We start from the raw sequence: 15,260 nt of genomic DNA, 5'->3' as shown, positions 1-15,260 counted from the left end.
GCTCAGTCGGGGGGCGCCGACGCGAGGGCGACGAGCTCTTCGCGATGCCTCACGCCGAGCTTCGTCGCGGCGCGGTGGAGGAGGACGCCGATCGTCGACGCGCTCGTCCCGAGCAGCGCCGCGATCTCCTTGTTGCTCGTCGTCGTCGGGAGCGCGAGCACCGCCGCCCGCTCGCGCGTCGACAGCACCGCGAGCGGGCCGACCGCGATCGGCTCCACGACGAGCCGCCGCCGCCCATCCTCCTCGAGCTCGCGGATCGGCTCGAAGCCGGCGCGATGGAGGCGCCGGCGCTCGTCGGGCGATCGCGTCCCGGTGAGGAGCGGCGCGGTCCGTGACGGAGGCGCGGCGAGCGTGGGTCGGGCGATCGCGCGCCGGCGAATCGCGATCCGCAGGAGCGCGGCGAGGTCTTCGAGCCAGCGGCGCTCGCCCATGCGCAGGCGGCGCCGTCGCGGGTGCAGCAGCAGGAACGCGGCGCCGCGATGGACCTCGCGCTGCGCGTTGACGCAGACCGCGTCGCGGACGCCCCAGTCGAACACGCGCTCCTGGAAGTTCCGCTCGCACACCACGCCGAGGCCCGACGTCGTCTCGCACTGGACCTCCGCGTAGACGCGGCGGGTCATCTCCGGCGGCGCGGCGACGGTCCCGGCGAAGACGCCGCGCGCGTCGATGTCCGTCCGTACCCCCGCGCCGATCATCGCGTCGAAGCCGATCGAGCGCGACGTCGGCGCGTACGCCGCCGCGATGCAGCCGTAGCCTTCACCGCACTGATCCTCGAGCGCGTGCGCGACGCTGGAGAGCCAGCTCGTCTCGTCCACGACGAGGTCGTCGAATGCCACCGCCGCCACCTCCCCCAGCCGCCGATCGCGTCGCACCGCTCGAGGATAGGCTCGACGTGGTTATTGCGAGACCGTCTTCTCGGTATAGGCGCCGCCGTAGACGTCGTCGGGTTGTAGCCGCACCGAGATGGAGTAGGGATTCGCCGGGCAGCTCGCGTGTACGGTGCCGCTGAAGGTGACCTTGCCGGAGGCGTCGGTGGTCGCCGCGGGCCAGGCGACGCCGCACACCGACGCGCTGACGCTGCGGCCGGCGACCGGCGTCCCTCCGTTGAGCAGCTTCGTCTCCGCGGTGAAGGTGAGCGGCTTGCCCTTTGCCGCCGCCGCGGGGAGCGCCCCGAACGTGAGGCCCATCGGCGCGCGCGCGACGGTGAGCGCGGCCGCCTTCGACGGCATGGCGCGGCAGCCGTCCTTCTGCTCCTTCAGCCGGAAGCTGATCTTGTAGGTGTCGGCCTTCCACTTCGGCGGCGCCCACGGTTGGGGATAGGAGATGCTGCGCTCGTAGCGCGTGGAGTCGCCCTCGACGTAGGAAGCGCCCGTCGTCCCGACGGTGTCCTCGCCGATCGCGACGCCGTTCACCTCCGCGATGACGACCGGCCGGCACGTGTTCGGCGACGCGCTCTTCGGGAGCGTGATGTGGAGCTTCGCGGAGATCGCCGACGGCGAGAACATCGTGCTGTTCTGCGCCGGCACCTCGAAGACTACGTTGAAGGCGGTGTCGGCCCTCGGCGTGAGCACGGGCTTGGCGGGGGCGGGCGCAGGGCCCGGCGTCGGCGCAGCGTCGACGGAGAAGGAGGCGGCGCACACGCACGCGAACGCCAGGGCACCGCACATCCAACGCGACTTCATCGTGATTCCCTCCGGTGGCTCGTATGTTCACCAGAGACGAGTCCCGTGAAAACGCGATTCAGGGAATTCTTATTTACCTAATTCGTAAATACGCGCGGGATTTACAGCCTACGTCCGCGAGGGCGACACTCGCGGTCATGCCTCTTCGCGCGCGACGATCAGGGCCAGGGCGCGAGCAGCCGGAAGCGGGCGCCCTCCAGCGCGAGCCGGCCGGCCTCGGCGAGGCGCGTGAGGTCGTCGCGCACGCTCGCGGCGGTGCTGCCGTCGTGGTTCACGTAGTCGAGCCACGACGCGAGCCCGGCGAGCCTGCCGTCGGTGAGCGGACCTTCGCCGCGCGCGCCGTTCTCGGTGAGCGCGGCGAGGAGGAGGTCGTCGCGCGTGAGGGCGAGCCCCTTTCGCGCGCGCCGGATCGTGCTCGCGGAGAGGCCCGTGCGACGCGTGACCTCCGCCATCGTCACGCCCGGTACGAGCGAGAGCCGCGCGGCGCGCGCCAGCGCGTGCGGATCGGTTCGTGTCCCCATGGACCGCACGTTAGGCGGAGCGCGCGCCGATGACAGCCAAGAAGGAGCTCGCGCGCGCCGCCGCCGAGATCGCGAAGACGCCGCCGCACAAGCTCCATCCGCCGCTCTTCCGCGTCTTCCTCCTCGTCGCGGCGACCGGCGACGTCCCGCGCGTGAAGCGCGTCCTCGGGTGGATGTACGGCGCGCGCACGCCGGCGCCGGAGAAGGTCGCGAGCGCGCTCTCGACGCAGGCGATCGACGGCTTCTGCGCCGCCGCCGGGCTCGGCGACGTGACGCGCGGGCTGCCGTACTTCGGGCCGCCGCGCGGTGAGGTGCCTTCGCTCGCCGCGCGGGTCGCGGCGAACGCGGCGATGATCCACGAGCGGGTCACGTGCGACGCGTTCGATCACGCGCCGCCCACCGACCGGTGGCGGAAGACGAGCCCGAAGGAGCGCGCGCACTGGATCGAGCGCTGGCGCTGGGTCCAGTGCCTCGCGCGTGAGGGCGCGGAGCGCGAGGCGTTCGCGCAGCTCGACGCCTACCTCGAGGCGCTCGGGCCGCGCGATCCTCTCGTGGGATCGGGGGACGAGCTCGCGCTCGCGATGGAGCTCGCCCATCGCAGCGGAGCGGACGCGTTGGCCCGACCGTGGCTCGAGAAGCACGCCCGCCGCTTCGTCGAGGAGCGCTTCCTCCTCGAGACGGCGCTGTGTTTCCCCGCCGTCGCCGCGCGGATCGCGAAGGGAGCCCTCCGCGACGCGAGCGGCCTCTCGCCCGCGGACGTCGATGCCGCGCTCGGCTCGATCGACGCCGCGCTCGGCGAGACGAAGGCGACGACGAAGGCGAGCGCGAAGATCCCGAAGATCCAGAAGCGTCGCGTGTCGTGCTCGTATTCGCAGGTCCACCTCGAGCCGGCCGCGCTCAGCAAGGCCGAGAAGGCGCAGGTCTACTTCCAGAAGCGGGGCGACGCGAAGGCCGGCATGTCGCTCTTCGAGACGATGGTCGCGATCGCGACGCCGAGCGAGACCGACTACGTCGACGTGGAGGTGGTGATCGCGCCGGCGGCGAAGCCCGAGACGAGCCTCGCCGGCGTCGCGCAGGCGGTCGCGTTTCCGATCGTCGTTCGCGGCGCGCTCGTGCTGCGGAGCGTCGCGGGAGGGGACGAGGAGCCCCTCGTCGTTCCGGCGGGGAGCTACGACGTCCTCGCCCGCTTCTTCCCGAAGAAGGCGCCGCGCGCGTCGGCGGAGGCAGGGCTCCGCATCTTCAAGCTCGCGCTCGTGTTCCACGCGAAGGGCGCGCTGAAGGCGCCGCGGACCCTCGAGCTCGAAGCCTGACCTCGAGGAGTCGCTGACGCGCGGGCGACTTCGTGCGAGAACATGGATGCGATGCGATCTCGGACCGTTCGGACGCGGGCGCTCGCGCTCGCCGTGGTCTTCGCCGGCGCGGGCCTCGCCGCGGCGTGTGGTCTCTCGCTCGTCGGCGCGGCTCTCGACGGACAGGACGCGGGGGCGGAGGATCGTGACGGCGGAGGATCGCCCACCCGTCCGCCGCCGGACGGCGCGGGCGAGGTGGAGGCCGACGCGCCGGCGACGTGCGAGCCTTCGCCGACCAACCCGCGCGCGTGCGGCAGGTGCGGTCGTGACTGCGGGCGCGGCGAGTGTCGCGCCGGGGTCTGCATGCCGTACCCGATCGCGGAGGGCATCCCGGCGCCGTGGTACATCGCGGTGGACGAGTCGCGCGTGTTCGTCACGTCGCACGTCTACCAGAGCGCCGGGAGCGGCGCGGTGTACGCGTTCTCGAAGAACGGCGGGGAGCCGCCGGTCGCGATCACGGAGCCACGAGACTCGTTCGACGTCCTCGTCCTCGGCGCGGACCTCGTCGTGAGCTCGATCGACGACAGGACGCTCTTCATGTTGCCGAAGAACGGGCGCGAGGCTCGGCGCGAGGTCTGGGACGGAGGCGGGGCGACGCTCGATCTGGCGACGCGCGACGGCGGCGTCTACTTCACGTCGCGAGGTCCGCTCGACCATGGCGTCCGCGCGATGGCGGAGGGCACGCTGGGCCACCTCGTCTCGCTGGACGCGGGCAGGGAGGTCGAGGGGATCGCGGTCGACGCGACGCACGTCTACTGGGCGAACCGCGGCGGCCCCGGCGCGGGCGGCTCGATCGGCCGCGCGCTCCGCGACGGTGGCGAGCGAAACGATGACTGGCACCCCGCGCCGCGCGTCCGCCGCCTCACCGTCGACGACGAGGCGGTCTACTGGACGAGCGACACGGACGCGGTCCGAACACCCAAGGACGGCGGGAGCGACGTGAAGCTCGTGGGGGACGTGCGCTGGGGCACCATCGTCGTCGACGCGACGTACGCGTACATCACGGTCGACAGGGCGGGCCTCGTCGTCCGCGTGAACAAGCGCGACGGGTCCGACCTCGTCCAGCTCGCGACCGGCCTCTCGCGTCCGATGGGTCTCACCGACGACGGCACGAGCATCTACTTCACCGAGCGCGATCGCGGTCGCGTGTGGCGCGCGACGAAGTGAGCCGCGTCGCTACGGCTCGAAGGTGTTGTCTTCCTCGCCGAAGACGACGGTGAGGTGTGAGCTCGAGAAGTCGCGCGCGAGGAGGTCGTTGTACGACTGCTTCGCGTCGATCATCGCCCGCACGATCGCGAGGGTGGAGCGGCCGTTGTCGCCGTAGGCGGGGCGCGCGGTGGAGATGACGTCGAGGAACTTCGTCCCGATCGGATCGGCGCTGCCGTTCGACGCGCTCTTCCGCTCGTAGATGTCGGGGCTCACGTACTCGAGCGTGTTGCAGCCGTAGAGGTAGAGGAGCTGGTAGCGGTCCTTCTCGACTTCCATCCGCGAGAGGAGGCTCTTGATGTGGCGGCCGAGCCCGGAGTGGCCGCTGTAGACGATGACGTCGGCCTTCGCGCTCGCGGGTCCGTAGACGGTGTCGAAGTCGCGGCCGGAGGTCTCGACCTCGCGGACGTTGAGCGCGCGGACGGAGACGGTGCGCCCGCCGCGGAGCTTGCCGGTGAGCGTGACGTCGCGGCGGATGCTCGGCGTCGCGGCTGCTTCTTTCTTCTCGGGGGTGCTCTCGAGCGAGCCCGCGAGCGAGGAGAGGATCGTGTCCACCTCGCGGTAGCTCTCGTCGGAGCGGTTGTCGTCGCCGATGATGCCGTTCACCATGAGGACGTCGAGGCGGCCGTCGGCCCAGACCTTGTCGTATTCGGGGTAGCGGCCCTGCGTCGTGCCCGGGTGCGGCCGGACGGTGGCGTTCGCGCGAAGGACGTCGGCGTCGTCGAACCTGCAGCCCGCGGCGCGCGGGTTGTAGTCGTACCAGAAGCGGTCCTGACCGTAGTGGCTCTCGCCGCAGGCGCCGTCGTACTTCGCGTTGAAGCGCGCGAGGGCGGAGACGTCGCGCGGGAGGACGAGCGGATAGGTCGCGGGCGCGCGCGACGACTTCGGCCACGCGACCGGCACCGCCGCGCGGTACGCGATCTTCTTGGTGCCGTTCGCGCTCGGCGTCTCTTTCGCTTCGAGAAGCTGCGCGAGCCGCGTCTGCGCGCCGGCGTCGCCGTCCGCGCTCAGGTGACCGGAGAGGTACTGGAGCTGCGTGACGAGCGCCTGCTTCGCCGGCTCCCCCGCGCGCGCGATGACCTCGCCCTCCCATTCGAGCTCGACGATGTCGGCGTGGTTGCTCGTGATGTCCTCGTCCCCGGTGCTCGGCGAAGCCGGTCCCTCATCACCGCAAGCAACCGCGAGCAGAGAAATCACCGCAACGACCGAGGCCACCGAAAAGCGCATGGCCGCCCTGCCTGCACGCCGTGTGCCCAATGTGGGTCAAGGTGGTCTGTATTGTTCTCAGCTAGTTACGCGCCCGAACATGGTGCCCGGAGGATCTACCGCGGGGCATCGGCACTTCACTTCGCGAACGCGCCTGTGACGCGGGCTATCTCCACCGTCTGGATGTTCGGGATCAGTGGGGCGAGGCGGGGGAGTGAGCCGGGGGGCTGCTCGCGGGCCATGCCGCGGATCCAGTAGGGGGGGAGGTTTCGGAAGAGGAGGCGCGCGGTGAAGGTGCCGGTGCGGAGCGTTCGTGGGAGCGGGATCGTGTACGTGTACGAGCGGCGTTGTTGGGGGCGGAGCGGGCCCATGTTCGCGCCGTCGATCGGGCGCTCGCGCGCGACGCCGCCGGCGCCGGGCTCCTGGAGGTAGGTCTCGCCCGTCGCGATCGGCGACTGGATGAGGACGTTCTCGCCGCCCTCGTCGACGACGTTGCGGCCGAAGTTGTCCTTCTTCGTCGCGATCTGATCGACCAGCTTGAGCTGGATGTTCACGAGCTGGCGATCGACCTCCGTGCAGCCGACGACGAAGCCGCGGAGCGGGTTCTTGAGGTCGCCGAACGTGCCCGCGTCGCAGAGGTCGTCGGTCGGCGCGCGGAGGAGACCCGACGAGAAGACCGTGTTGATGCCGTCCTTCACCACGAGCTCGATCCACATCTGGCGCGCGAACGCGAAGCCGGTCGGCAGGTTGTGGCCGCTCTGGTTCTCGATCGCGAGGCGGAGCTGGAAGACGTCGCGCAGCACCGCCTGCGACTCGATCGAGAAGAGCGCCGCCGTCTTGAGGAGCGCCGCGCGCTTCACCTTCTGCGGATCGCGCTTCGCGACCTCGTCGAGCGGGTAGTCCACGCCGACGAACGAGTGATCGTGGATCGTGCGCGGCGGCGGCGTGTAGTCCTGGAGGAAAGGCGCGACCGCGCCGTTCGCCGCTTCGGTCGCGCCGGGGATGACCGGCATGTGGCAGCCGACGCACGTGTCCCGGCCGCCCTTGTTCTGGTACTCGCGATACTCGTCGACCGTCGTCTGGAGCACGAGATCGACGCCCTTCGTGATGCGGCCGTCCTTGTCCTTGTCGAGGTTCACCATGTGGCAGGTCGCGCAGAGCCGCTCCGGCTTCTCGAAGAGGTCGTTCTTCTGGCTGCGGTGGTACGCGTTGCCGACCGGGCCGTCGAGGTTCCCGAAGTAGACGTCGCCGCGCTGCAGCTTCACGTTGTAGACGCTCGGGAAGGCGCCGCCGCCGGGGGTCACCGCCTCCGTGAGCTGATGGCACGAGACGCACTCCACCCCTTCCTTCGCGCGCTCCACGCCGAGCGGGAGGGTGAAGCCGTCCGTCATCGCCGCGACCGCGGGGCCGTGGCAGTTGATGCACATGCGGCGCGGCTCCGGGGCCGGGAGCTTCCCGAGGCCGTGGTTCATGTCGAGGTTGTTCTGGATGACCGTGATCGGGCTCGTCAGCGCGTGCGCGTGCATCGAGTCCGCCCACGCGTCGTAGATCTGCGTGTGGCACTGCCGGCAGTCGGAGGACGGACGGAACGCCGCGAGCGGGCCCTCGGTCGCGACGCCGACGGGGAGGACCTTGCGATGGACGTCGAACGCGCCGAAGAGGTGGACGACGAGGACGAAGAAGAAGACGAGCGCGATCGGGACGTGCCACTTGCGCCAGCCCTGGAGCCGCGCGGTGAAGCGGGCCTGGAGCGGCGGCCGCGCGAGGGCGCGCCGCCGGCTCGCCGCGAGCTGGACGAGCTCGTCGATGAGGCGGTGCTCGTCGGGAGGGATGCGCTGCGCGAGGGCATGCAGCTCCGGCGGCGGCACCTCGCGCTGGAGGAGGAGCTCCTTCAGCGCGGAGAGCCCCTCCGATTTTCCGGCGGTGAGCTTCGAGATCTCGAGCGCGAGCTGCTCGGCGCGGTCCTTCGCGCCCTCCTGCGAGTAGTTGAGGACCTGCGCGGCGGCCTGCGGCGGGATGAACGAATACGCGAGGCGCCAGAACACGCCCGTGAGGACGATGACGGCGAGGAGCAAGAAGAGCAGCTTGCCGCTCGTCATCGTCAACGTGACGAGGCCCGAGCCGGCGTGGAGGAACGCGCAGAAGAGGGCGAGGAACCCGAACCAGACGTGCATCCACAGCCACGTCATCATCGAGGCGCCGGTCACGTTGCGGCGCTTCCGCAGCGGGTACCAGCCGGCGAGGAACATCCACCCGAGCGCGACGACGCCGAGCACGATGCCGATGAACGTGTAGCCGCGGAGGTTGGGGCCGAAGCGGAGGTCGTCGACGCCGGAGAGGAAGCCGAGCGCGAAGAAGCCGGCGATGAGGAAGAAGAGGAACGCGATGAACGCGCTGAGCCCCGCCCACGCCCAGCCCTTCTCGAAGAACGTCACCGGACGTTCGAGCTTCTTCGGGCGCGCGGCCTGCGGGAGGATCGAGCCTTGCGGCGGCGGCATCGCGGGATTCACGATCAGGCCCTGCGGAGCTGCGAATAAGCGAGGTTCTGCGACTCGAGCGACTTCATCGGGTCGATGCGGAACGCCGCGCCGACGGGGCACGCGGTGACGCAGGCGTAATCGGGATATCCCGCGCAGAGATCGCATTTGACCGCGACGCGGTTCGCGCTCGGCTTGAGCTCCTCTTCTGCCGCTTTGCGCGCGCGGAGACCGAACATCCCCATGAGGCGGAGGAGGAATCCCTCCTGCGGCGTATCGAGGTTGTGCATGCGGATATTGCCATAAGGGCACCGCTCCGCGCAGGCGCCGCAGCCGATGCAGTTGTCCTCGACGATCGTGATTTCGCCGCTCGGCAAGCGGACAATCCCGTTCACGCTGCAGAGGAGACACACCGGATCTTCGCAATGCCGGCACGACGCGGGGAAGAGGTAATTTTCGACCTGGAGCCCCTGCAGCGCGAGGCGGCTGTACTTGTGGCGGCGCCCGCACGCGTCGATGCAGTTCTGGCAATTGACACATTTCGTCTGATCGACGACGAGGACCTCGGTCCCGGTCGCGAGGCCCTTCTCGAGCAGGACCTCGGCCGACATCGCGAACGCGGTCGCCGCCTTCGGCCCGCCCTGGCCAGGTGGGGGCGCCGGCATGAACGTGTTCTCGCGCGCCACGCGCTCCGCGGTCTGCGCCCCGCCTTCGAGGACCTGCCGCGCCTGCGGATAGCGCCCGATGATCTCGAAGAGGTGCGCGCCGGGGATGCGGATGACCTCCGCGCGCGTGGTCGCCTGGACCGAGAACGGCGAATGGCGCTCGCCCATGAGGAGGCCGGTGAGCCCGAACATGTCGCCTTCGCGGAAGTAGACGAGCGCGCGCTCCTTGCCGTTCTCGACGTTGCGGAACACGCGGAGGAAGCCGCTCCGTACGAGGTACGCGTCGGTCGGGCGCGCCCCCTCGCGCAGGATCGTCTCGCCCGACTTCAACGTGCGGAGCTCGGCCTTGTCGAGGATGTCCGTCACCGCTTGCTCCGGCAGCGCGGAGAGCACGGTCGGCGAGCGCGCGTAGGTCCAGAGCGCGCGGCGGCGATAGAGCTCGTCCATCGTCGCCTTGAAGTCCTTCGACGTCGTCATCAGGCGGTGCACCGCCGCCTTCGGGATCTCGAGGACGAGCGACGGCACGAGCGCGCGCACGGTGTAGGGCTCCGGCTGATCGGCCATCACCGCCATCTCGCCGAAGAACGAGCTCTCGCCGAGGACGAGGATCGACACCTGCGCGCCGCCCGGCACGCGCATCGACTGATCGAGCGAGCCGGAGAGGATGATGCAGAGGCGGTCGTAGAAGGAGCTCTCCTTGCAGAGGACCTCGTTCTGCGCGAGCTGGCGCAGCGTGGCCTTGAGGAGCAGCGCGCGGAGATCGGTGCGCGCCGCCTTCGCGAAGAGCGGGACCTCGGCGACGCGCGCGGCGAGGTCGTCGAGCGTCCAGCCGGAGGGGCGCACCTGCGCGCCGACCTGGAGCATGAGGGTGTAGTTCGGGACGCGGTCTTCGACCTTGAGCTTGTTGTAGAGCACCATGTCGGCGCGGCTCAGGTCGGAGGGGCAGGCGGGGACGCACTGGCGGCACTGCGTGCAGGCCATCACGAACTCGGCGACGCGCGGGTTCGTGACGACGGGGAGGTGAACGGCGGCGTTGATCTCGGCGATCGTGACGAGCTTGGCGTTCGGGAGCGGGCACGCGAGCATGCAGTCGTTGCAGCCGATGCACGCCATCACGTCGGCCTCGGCGCGGGCGGCGAGGGCTTCGCGCGAGTCGCTCATGGCGCGGCCTCGAAGAGGATCTGGACGTTGGGACCGAGGATCAAGATGTCGCCGTTCGCGAGCTTGAAGGGGTGCGGCCCGAGCCGCTTCCCGCGGCACACGGTACCGCTCGCCGCGCCGAGGTCACGCACGTAGAAGCCGTCGGGCAGGCGCCGGAGCTCGAGGTGCATCGGCCCGAGGTAGGGATCCGGCAGCGCGAGGGTGGACTGCGCGGGCTGGCTGCCGATCACGGTGACGTCGCCGAGCTCCGCGACGCTGCCGGTGTTCGGGCCGCGCTGCACCGAGACGCGACCGCGGACGCGCGCGTGCATCGAGGGCGGGCCCATGTACGCGGACGGCGGCGGCACGTGCGACGACCGCGCGTGCTGCAGCATCGACGGTGGACCGACCGGCAGCGACGGCGGCGGCACGTGCGAAGGTCGCCCCGGCATCGACACCGCCGGCATCGCGGGGAGGCCCGACGGCCGCCCGCTCGGCGCCATCGAAGGCGGGGCGTACCCGACCTGCGGCGTCGGCGGGGCGTGCGAGATGCCGGGCGGCAGCGGGGCCCGCGACGCGGCGGGCACGCCGGGGCCGGTCGGCGTCGGCATCACGCCGGCGACGGAGCCGTGCACGCTCGCCGGGCCGTAGAGGCCCGCGTACTCCACCGCCGGCCGCATCGTGAACGTCATGCGCACCTCGCCGACCTCGATCGTGTCGCCGGGCGCGATCGGTACCCACTGGTTCGGCGTGAGCTCCTGGCCGTTCTTCTTCGTGACGCCGCGGCTCTCCGCGTCGGCGAGCTCGAAGCCGGCGGGCGTCTTCCGGATCCACGCGTGGCGCGCGTCGATCCACTCGTCGTCGAGGCGGATCGTGCACGACGCGTCGCGGCCGATCACCTCCTGCGGATGGACGAGCTCGAAGCCGAGGCCGAGCGAGTTGCCGGTGAGCACGTCGAGGTGCGGCTTCGGCTCGCCGGTGGCCTGCGCGGCGCCGAGCTGGACCGACTGCGGCGCGCTCGCGGGGAGCTGGATGCGCACGACGAGCTCGGTCGATCCGACCTTGATCCGCTCGCCGTCCTTCAGCTTCTTCGGCGCGGCGACGGGCGCGCCGTTGACCCACGTGCCGGTGGCGCTCCCGAGATCGCGCACGTAGACGAACTGCCCCGCGATGGTCAGCTCGGCGTGCTTCCACGACACGCCGGGATCCTGGAGCGGCACCGGCACGCTCGGATCGCGCCCGATGGTGGAGGAGCTCGTGATCTCGATGAACCCGAACGGCGCCTCGAGCCTCACGCGCGGCGGCTCCACCGCCTGCACGAGGCCGTTCAGCGCGGGGTCGTTGATCGCGAGCGCGGCGGCGACGGTGGCGGGGCCGGGATCGTTCGTGCTCTCCGGCTTGATCGAAGGGAGCGGCGGCAGGTCGGCGAGGTTGATCGCGTGGGTGCCCTTCATCCGCGCCGCCGACGCGAGCGTCACCGCGGCGACCTTCGGTTTGTCGACGAGCTCCTGCGTCTTGATCCACGCGGAGAGGTCGAACGCGGCGTCGAGGAGCTCGCCCTTGATCGAGGAGACGTCGGCCTTCGAGTCGATCAGCTTCTTGAACGCGCGCCCATGCCGGCGCACCGCCGCCGCGCGCTCGCCGAAGAGGAGCGCGCCGATCACGCGGTTGTCGCGGAGGCAGAGCTTCTTGTACGAGATCTGCCCGGTGCGCTGCGGGAAGTCGACGATCTCCTCCGCGCCTTGCGGCGTCTGCGCGACCTCGCCGATGCTCGCGACGTCGAGGTCGTAGAGGCGCGTCGCCATGTAGTGCACGCCGGGCTGGTAGCGCTCGGTGCGCCCGAGCATCGTCGCGGCCGCGACGCGCGCCTGCATCCGCGCGGGCTCCCACAGCTGGAGGAGCTTGCCGTTCACCGCCGCGACGTCGCCGGCCGCGCAGACGGTGGGGATGCTCGTGCGCATCTGATCGTCGGTGATGACGCCGCCGCTCTTCGCGAGCGCGACGGGCGTGCCTTGCAAGAACTCGGAGTTGCAGATGACGCCGAAGGCGACGCCGACGAGCTCGCACGAAACGCGCTCGCCGGATTTGAGGACGACGCCCGCGACGCGGCCCTCTCGCCCCGGCATCGCGTGCGTGACCTCGTCGCCCATGCGCACCTCGACGCCGCCCTGGCGGAGGCGCGCGAGGACGAGGTCGCTCGACACGGTGTCGATCGCGGTCGGGAGGAACTTCCGATCGCGCACGACCATCATGACCTTCACGCCGCGGTGGGTGAGGCCGTGCGCCCACTCGAGCGCGAGCGGGCCGCCGCCGCAGATGACGGCGCTGCGGAGGCCGCGCAGCTTGATGAGGTCGAAGACCTTGTGCACGTCCTGCAAGGTCCGCATGACCATGACGCCGGGGAGGAGCGCGCCCTCGAAGGTGGGGGGGCGCGCGCGGGCGCCGGACGCGATGAGGAGCGCGTCGTACGAGAGCGGACGGCCGCCTTGCGCGAGCAACACGTGCCTGCGCTCGGTGTCGATCTTGGCGACGCGGCTGAGCACGCGATGGATCGCGAGCTCGTCGTAGAACGACGGCGGCACCGCCCACACCTGCTCTTCGCGCAGCTCGCCGAGGAGGAAGTTCGTGAGCGCGGCGCGGTAGTACGCGGCCTGCGGATCGTCGGAGAGGATCGCGATCGTGGCCTGGGGATCGGACGCGCGCAGCGCCTGGGCGGCGGTCGTCCCCGCCGCCCCGTCCCCGATGATGATGTACCGCTTCCCCGACAATACGGCGCCAGTGTATCCGGAACGGCGGGGTGGGGGAGAGCATCCCAAGAGCGATGCCGATCGACCTTCGTGACGAGCGCGTGACCGGGTCTGCCAACTGGAGGGACGGCGTGTTCCACAACACGGAGCCGCGGCTCGCGCTCGACTCGGCGAAGCGGCGCTCGATGATGTCGACGACCGGCGAGTACCTGTTCGGCGGGAAGCAGAAGCGGCCGCCCGGCGCGATGCCGCTCGAGCGGCCGCACGAGGCGTGGAGCAAGCGCCCGGAGACCGGGCTGCGCACGACGTGGCTCGGGCACTCGACCACGCTCCTCGAGATCGACGGCTGGCGCGTCCTCACCGACCCGGTGTGGTCGGAGCGCATCTCGCCGGTGTCGTTCGCGGGGCCGCGGCGCTTCCACGCCGCGCCGGCGGCGATCGCGGAGCTGCCGCCGATCGACGCCGTCCTCATCTCGCACGATCACTACGATCACCTCGATCTTCCCTCCGTCCGCGCGCTCGCGCACACGATCGGAGCGAAGGTGCCGTTCGTGACGTCGCTCGGCGTCGGCGCGCGGCTCGAGGCGCTCGGCATCCCGCCGGCGCGCATCGTCGAGCTCGATTGGTGGGAGAAGACGGCGGTGCCCGGCACCGGGCTCGTGCTCCACGCGACGCCGTCGCGTCACTTCTCGGGGCGGAGCCCGTTCGATCGGAACCGCACGCTCTGGTCCTCGTGGGTGATCGAAGGCACGAGGCACCGCGTGTTCTTCAGCGGCGACACCGGGCTCACGCGCGACTTCGAGACGATCCGCGAGCGCGTGATCGACGGCGGCCGCTTCGACCTCGTGATGCTCGAGATCGGCGCGTTCCACGAAGCGTGGGGCGACATCCACCTCGGCCCCGTCAACGCGCTCGCGGCGCATCGCATGCTCGGCGGCGGCACCCTGCTGCCGGTGCACTGGGGCACGTTCGACCTCGCGCTCCACGCCTGGGACGAGCCGGCGGAGACGCTGGTCGCGCACGCGGCCGGTACGCACGTCGTCACGCCGCGCCTCGGCCGCGCGATCGAGCCCGTGCGGATCGAGCGCATCGATCCATGGTGGCGCGAGGTCGCGCGCGCGCCGTCGCGCCTGGCCGCGCCTCAGGGCGGGCTCGCCTGACCTTCGTCGTCGGCGCCCCAGCACACGACCTTGCGGTCGAACATGCGCACCGCGCACGCGTGGTCGGTGCCGACGCTGACGTCTTCGTAGTACCCCGCCGGCGACGAGAAGAGGCGCGCGACGTTGCTGCCCCAGCACGTGAGCGTGTCGTCGTCCTCGCGGACGCCGCACGCGATGCCGTTGCCGGTGGAGACGCGCTTCATCGGCGCCGACGGCGCGTAGCCGAGCATGTCGCCCCAGCAGGTCACGTTGCCCGCGTCGTCGAGCGCGCAGGAGAGGAGGCCGCCGAGCGCGAGCTGGGTGAACGTCGCGGGCGGCGCCGGCGTCCGCGCGATCGCGCGCGCGTCGCCCCAGCACGACACCGCGCCGTCCGCGCGGAGGCCGCACGCGTGGCTCCAGCCCACCGCGAGAGACTCGAACGCCTCGTCGGGCGCGTCGGGCGCGGCGGGGCCCCAGCAGCGCGGCTTGTCCTCCGCGTCGAGCGCGCACGCGAAGCGGTAGCCCATCCCGAGCGCGTGGAGCGGCCCGACGTCGGGCGGGATCCAGCCTTCGATGTCGCCCCAACACTGGAGCGCGCCGGCGCGCGTGAGCGAGCACACCGTCTTGTCGCGCACCGCGAGCTCGTCGACGCTCCACTGCGGGCGCGGCGGCGTGCTCCCCCAGCAGTCGACCGCGCCCCGGTCGTCGATCGCGCACGAGTAGCCGTCGCCGGAGTGGACCTTCGCGTACGCGCGCGTGCTCGTCCGCCGCTCGGTCGCATACGTGGGCCGCATCGGGCGCGACGGCGCCGTCGGTCCCGGAGGCGGAGCCTGCGTGCTCGGCGCCGTCGGGATCGCGAAGTCCTCGTCGCGGGTGTCGAAGGCCCCGCTGCAGGCGGTCAACAAGAGGAGAGAGACGAGGACGAGCCGCATCGGCATCGCGCCAAAGCAACGACCGTGCCGCGCAATTTCCCCCACGATCCGGCCCGAAGCCCCGGCAGAGCCATGGCAGCCACGTCAGGCGCCACGCGAGCCGAGGCCCCCAAGGGGCCCCACGAACGCGACCGCCCCAGCGAAGCAACCCGCCGCGCAAAGTACGCCCTGCACGAAGGACGCCGCTCCGTGCAGG

Annotated in this window: 11 protein-coding genes; 3 read left to right on the top strand and 8 right to left on the bottom strand. The window is 71.2% G+C overall.

What is annotated here, in order from left to right:
- Positions 1 to 2: 2 nt before the first annotated feature.
- From KF837_26245 to KF837_26235, 3 genes are all read right to left on the bottom strand, one after another.
- On the bottom strand, positions 3 to 872 hold the full coding sequence (locus KF837_26245; protein ID MBX3230848.1) for a helix-turn-helix transcriptional regulator: 870 nt from the start codon (positions 870 to 872) through the stop codon (positions 3 to 5).
- Positions 873 to 896: 24 nt separating this feature from the next.
- Positions 897 to 1,682 (bottom strand): hypothetical protein, encoded by a 786-nt coding sequence (locus KF837_26240; protein MBX3230847.1) that lies wholly within the window; start codon positions 1,680 to 1,682, stop codon positions 897 to 899.
- A 158-nt stretch (positions 1,683 to 1,840) separates the two neighbouring features.
- On the bottom strand, positions 1,841 to 2,203 hold the full coding sequence (locus KF837_26235) for a hypothetical protein (GenBank protein MBX3230846.1): 363 nt from the start codon (positions 2,201 to 2,203) through the stop codon (positions 1,841 to 1,843).
- Between the two features lie 29 nt (positions 2,204 to 2,232).
- On the opposite strand from KF837_26235, the gene KF837_26230 reads away from it, so the two are divergent.
- On the top strand, positions 2,233 to 3,513 hold the full coding sequence (locus KF837_26230) for a hypothetical protein (GenBank protein ID MBX3230845.1): 1,281 nt from the start codon (positions 2,233 to 2,235) through the stop codon (positions 3,511 to 3,513).
- A gap of 51 nt (positions 3,514 to 3,564) precedes the next feature.
- Positions 3,565 to 4,719 carry a hypothetical protein gene (locus KF837_26225; GenBank protein MBX3230844.1) on the top strand — a complete coding sequence of 385 codons (1,155 nt, stop codon included), beginning with the start codon at positions 3,565 to 3,567 and terminating at the stop codon, positions 4,717 to 4,719.
- Positions 4,720 to 4,728: 9 nt separating this feature from the next.
- Here KF837_26225 and KF837_26220 read toward each other — a convergent pair whose 3' ends face one another.
- The 4 genes from KF837_26220 to KF837_26205 all read right to left on the bottom strand — a co-directional run bounded on the left by KF837_26220 (position 4,729) and on the right by KF837_26205 (position 13,014).
- On the bottom strand, positions 4,729 to 5,985 hold the full coding sequence (locus KF837_26220; GenBank protein MBX3230843.1) for a hypothetical protein: 1,257 nt from the start codon (positions 5,983 to 5,985) through the stop codon (positions 4,729 to 4,731).
- 116 nt (positions 5,986 to 6,101) lie between these two features.
- The gene (locus tag KF837_26215; protein MBX3230842.1) at positions 6,102 to 8,474 is read right to left on the bottom strand and encodes a hypothetical protein; all 2,373 of its coding nucleotides are present in this window, start codon (positions 8,472 to 8,474) and stop codon (positions 6,102 to 6,104) included.
- 2 nt (positions 8,475 to 8,476) lie between these two features.
- Entirely contained in the window at positions 8,477 to 10,267 is a 1,791-nt protein-coding gene (locus tag KF837_26210; protein ID MBX3230841.1) for a cyclic nucleotide-binding domain-containing protein, read from the bottom strand.
- A complete protein-coding gene (locus tag KF837_26205) occupies positions 10,264 to 13,014 on the bottom strand; it encodes an FAD-dependent oxidoreductase (protein MBX3230840.1) in 2,751 nt (916 codons plus the stop codon). The genes KF837_26210 and KF837_26205 overlap by 4 nt, the downstream gene beginning before the upstream one ends.
- A gap of 53 nt (positions 13,015 to 13,067) precedes the next feature.
- Here KF837_26205 and KF837_26200 point away from each other — a divergent pair, with 53 nt between their 5' ends.
- A complete protein-coding gene (locus KF837_26200) occupies positions 13,068 to 14,153 on the top strand; it encodes an MBL fold metallo-hydrolase (protein ID MBX3230839.1) in 1,086 nt (361 codons plus the stop codon).
- Here the strand turns inward: KF837_26200 and KF837_26195 are convergent.
- Positions 14,135 to 15,070 (bottom strand): hypothetical protein, encoded by a 936-nt coding sequence (locus KF837_26195; GenBank protein MBX3230838.1) that lies wholly within the window; start codon positions 15,068 to 15,070, stop codon positions 14,135 to 14,137. The genes KF837_26200 and KF837_26195 overlap by 19 nt on opposite strands.
- Positions 15,071 to 15,260: the final 190 nt, after the last annotated feature.

The organism is Labilithrix sp. (genome assembly GCA_019637155.1).
Taxonomy (GTDB): Bacteria; Myxococcota_A; Polyangia; order Polyangiales; family Polyangiaceae; genus Labilithrix.
Note: the sequence above shows the minus strand (reverse complement) of the source record. Positions and strands in the feature narration are given on the sequence as shown.

Excerpts from the sequence above, each read along its gene's own strand:
- KF837_26240 (MBX3230847.1), bottom strand. The coding sequence starts at position 1,682 with ATGAAGTCGCGTTGGATGTGCGGTGCCCTGGCGTTCGCGTGCGTGTGC.
- KF837_26235 (MBX3230846.1), bottom strand. The coding sequence starts at position 2,203 with ATGGGGACACGAACCGATCCGCACGCGCTGGCGCGCGCCGCGCGGCTC.
- KF837_26230 (MBX3230845.1), top strand. The coding sequence starts at position 2,233 with ATGACAGCCAAGAAGGAGCTCGCGCGCGCCGCCGCCGAGATCGCGAAG.
- KF837_26225 (MBX3230844.1), top strand. The coding sequence starts at position 3,565 with ATGCGATCTCGGACCGTTCGGACGCGGGCGCTCGCGCTCGCCGTGGTC.
- KF837_26220 (MBX3230843.1), bottom strand. The coding sequence starts at position 5,985 with ATGCGCTTTTCGGTGGCCTCGGTCGTTGCGGTGATTTCTCTGCTCGCG.
- KF837_26210 (MBX3230841.1), bottom strand. The coding sequence starts at position 10,267 with ATGAGCGACTCGCGCGAAGCCCTCGCCGCCCGCGCCGAGGCCGACGTG.
- KF837_26200 (MBX3230839.1), top strand. The coding sequence starts at position 13,068 with ATGCCGATCGACCTTCGTGACGAGCGCGTGACCGGGTCTGCCAACTGG.
- KF837_26195 (MBX3230838.1), bottom strand. The coding sequence starts at position 15,070 with ATGCCGATGCGGCTCGTCCTCGTCTCTCTCCTCTTGTTGACCGCCTGC.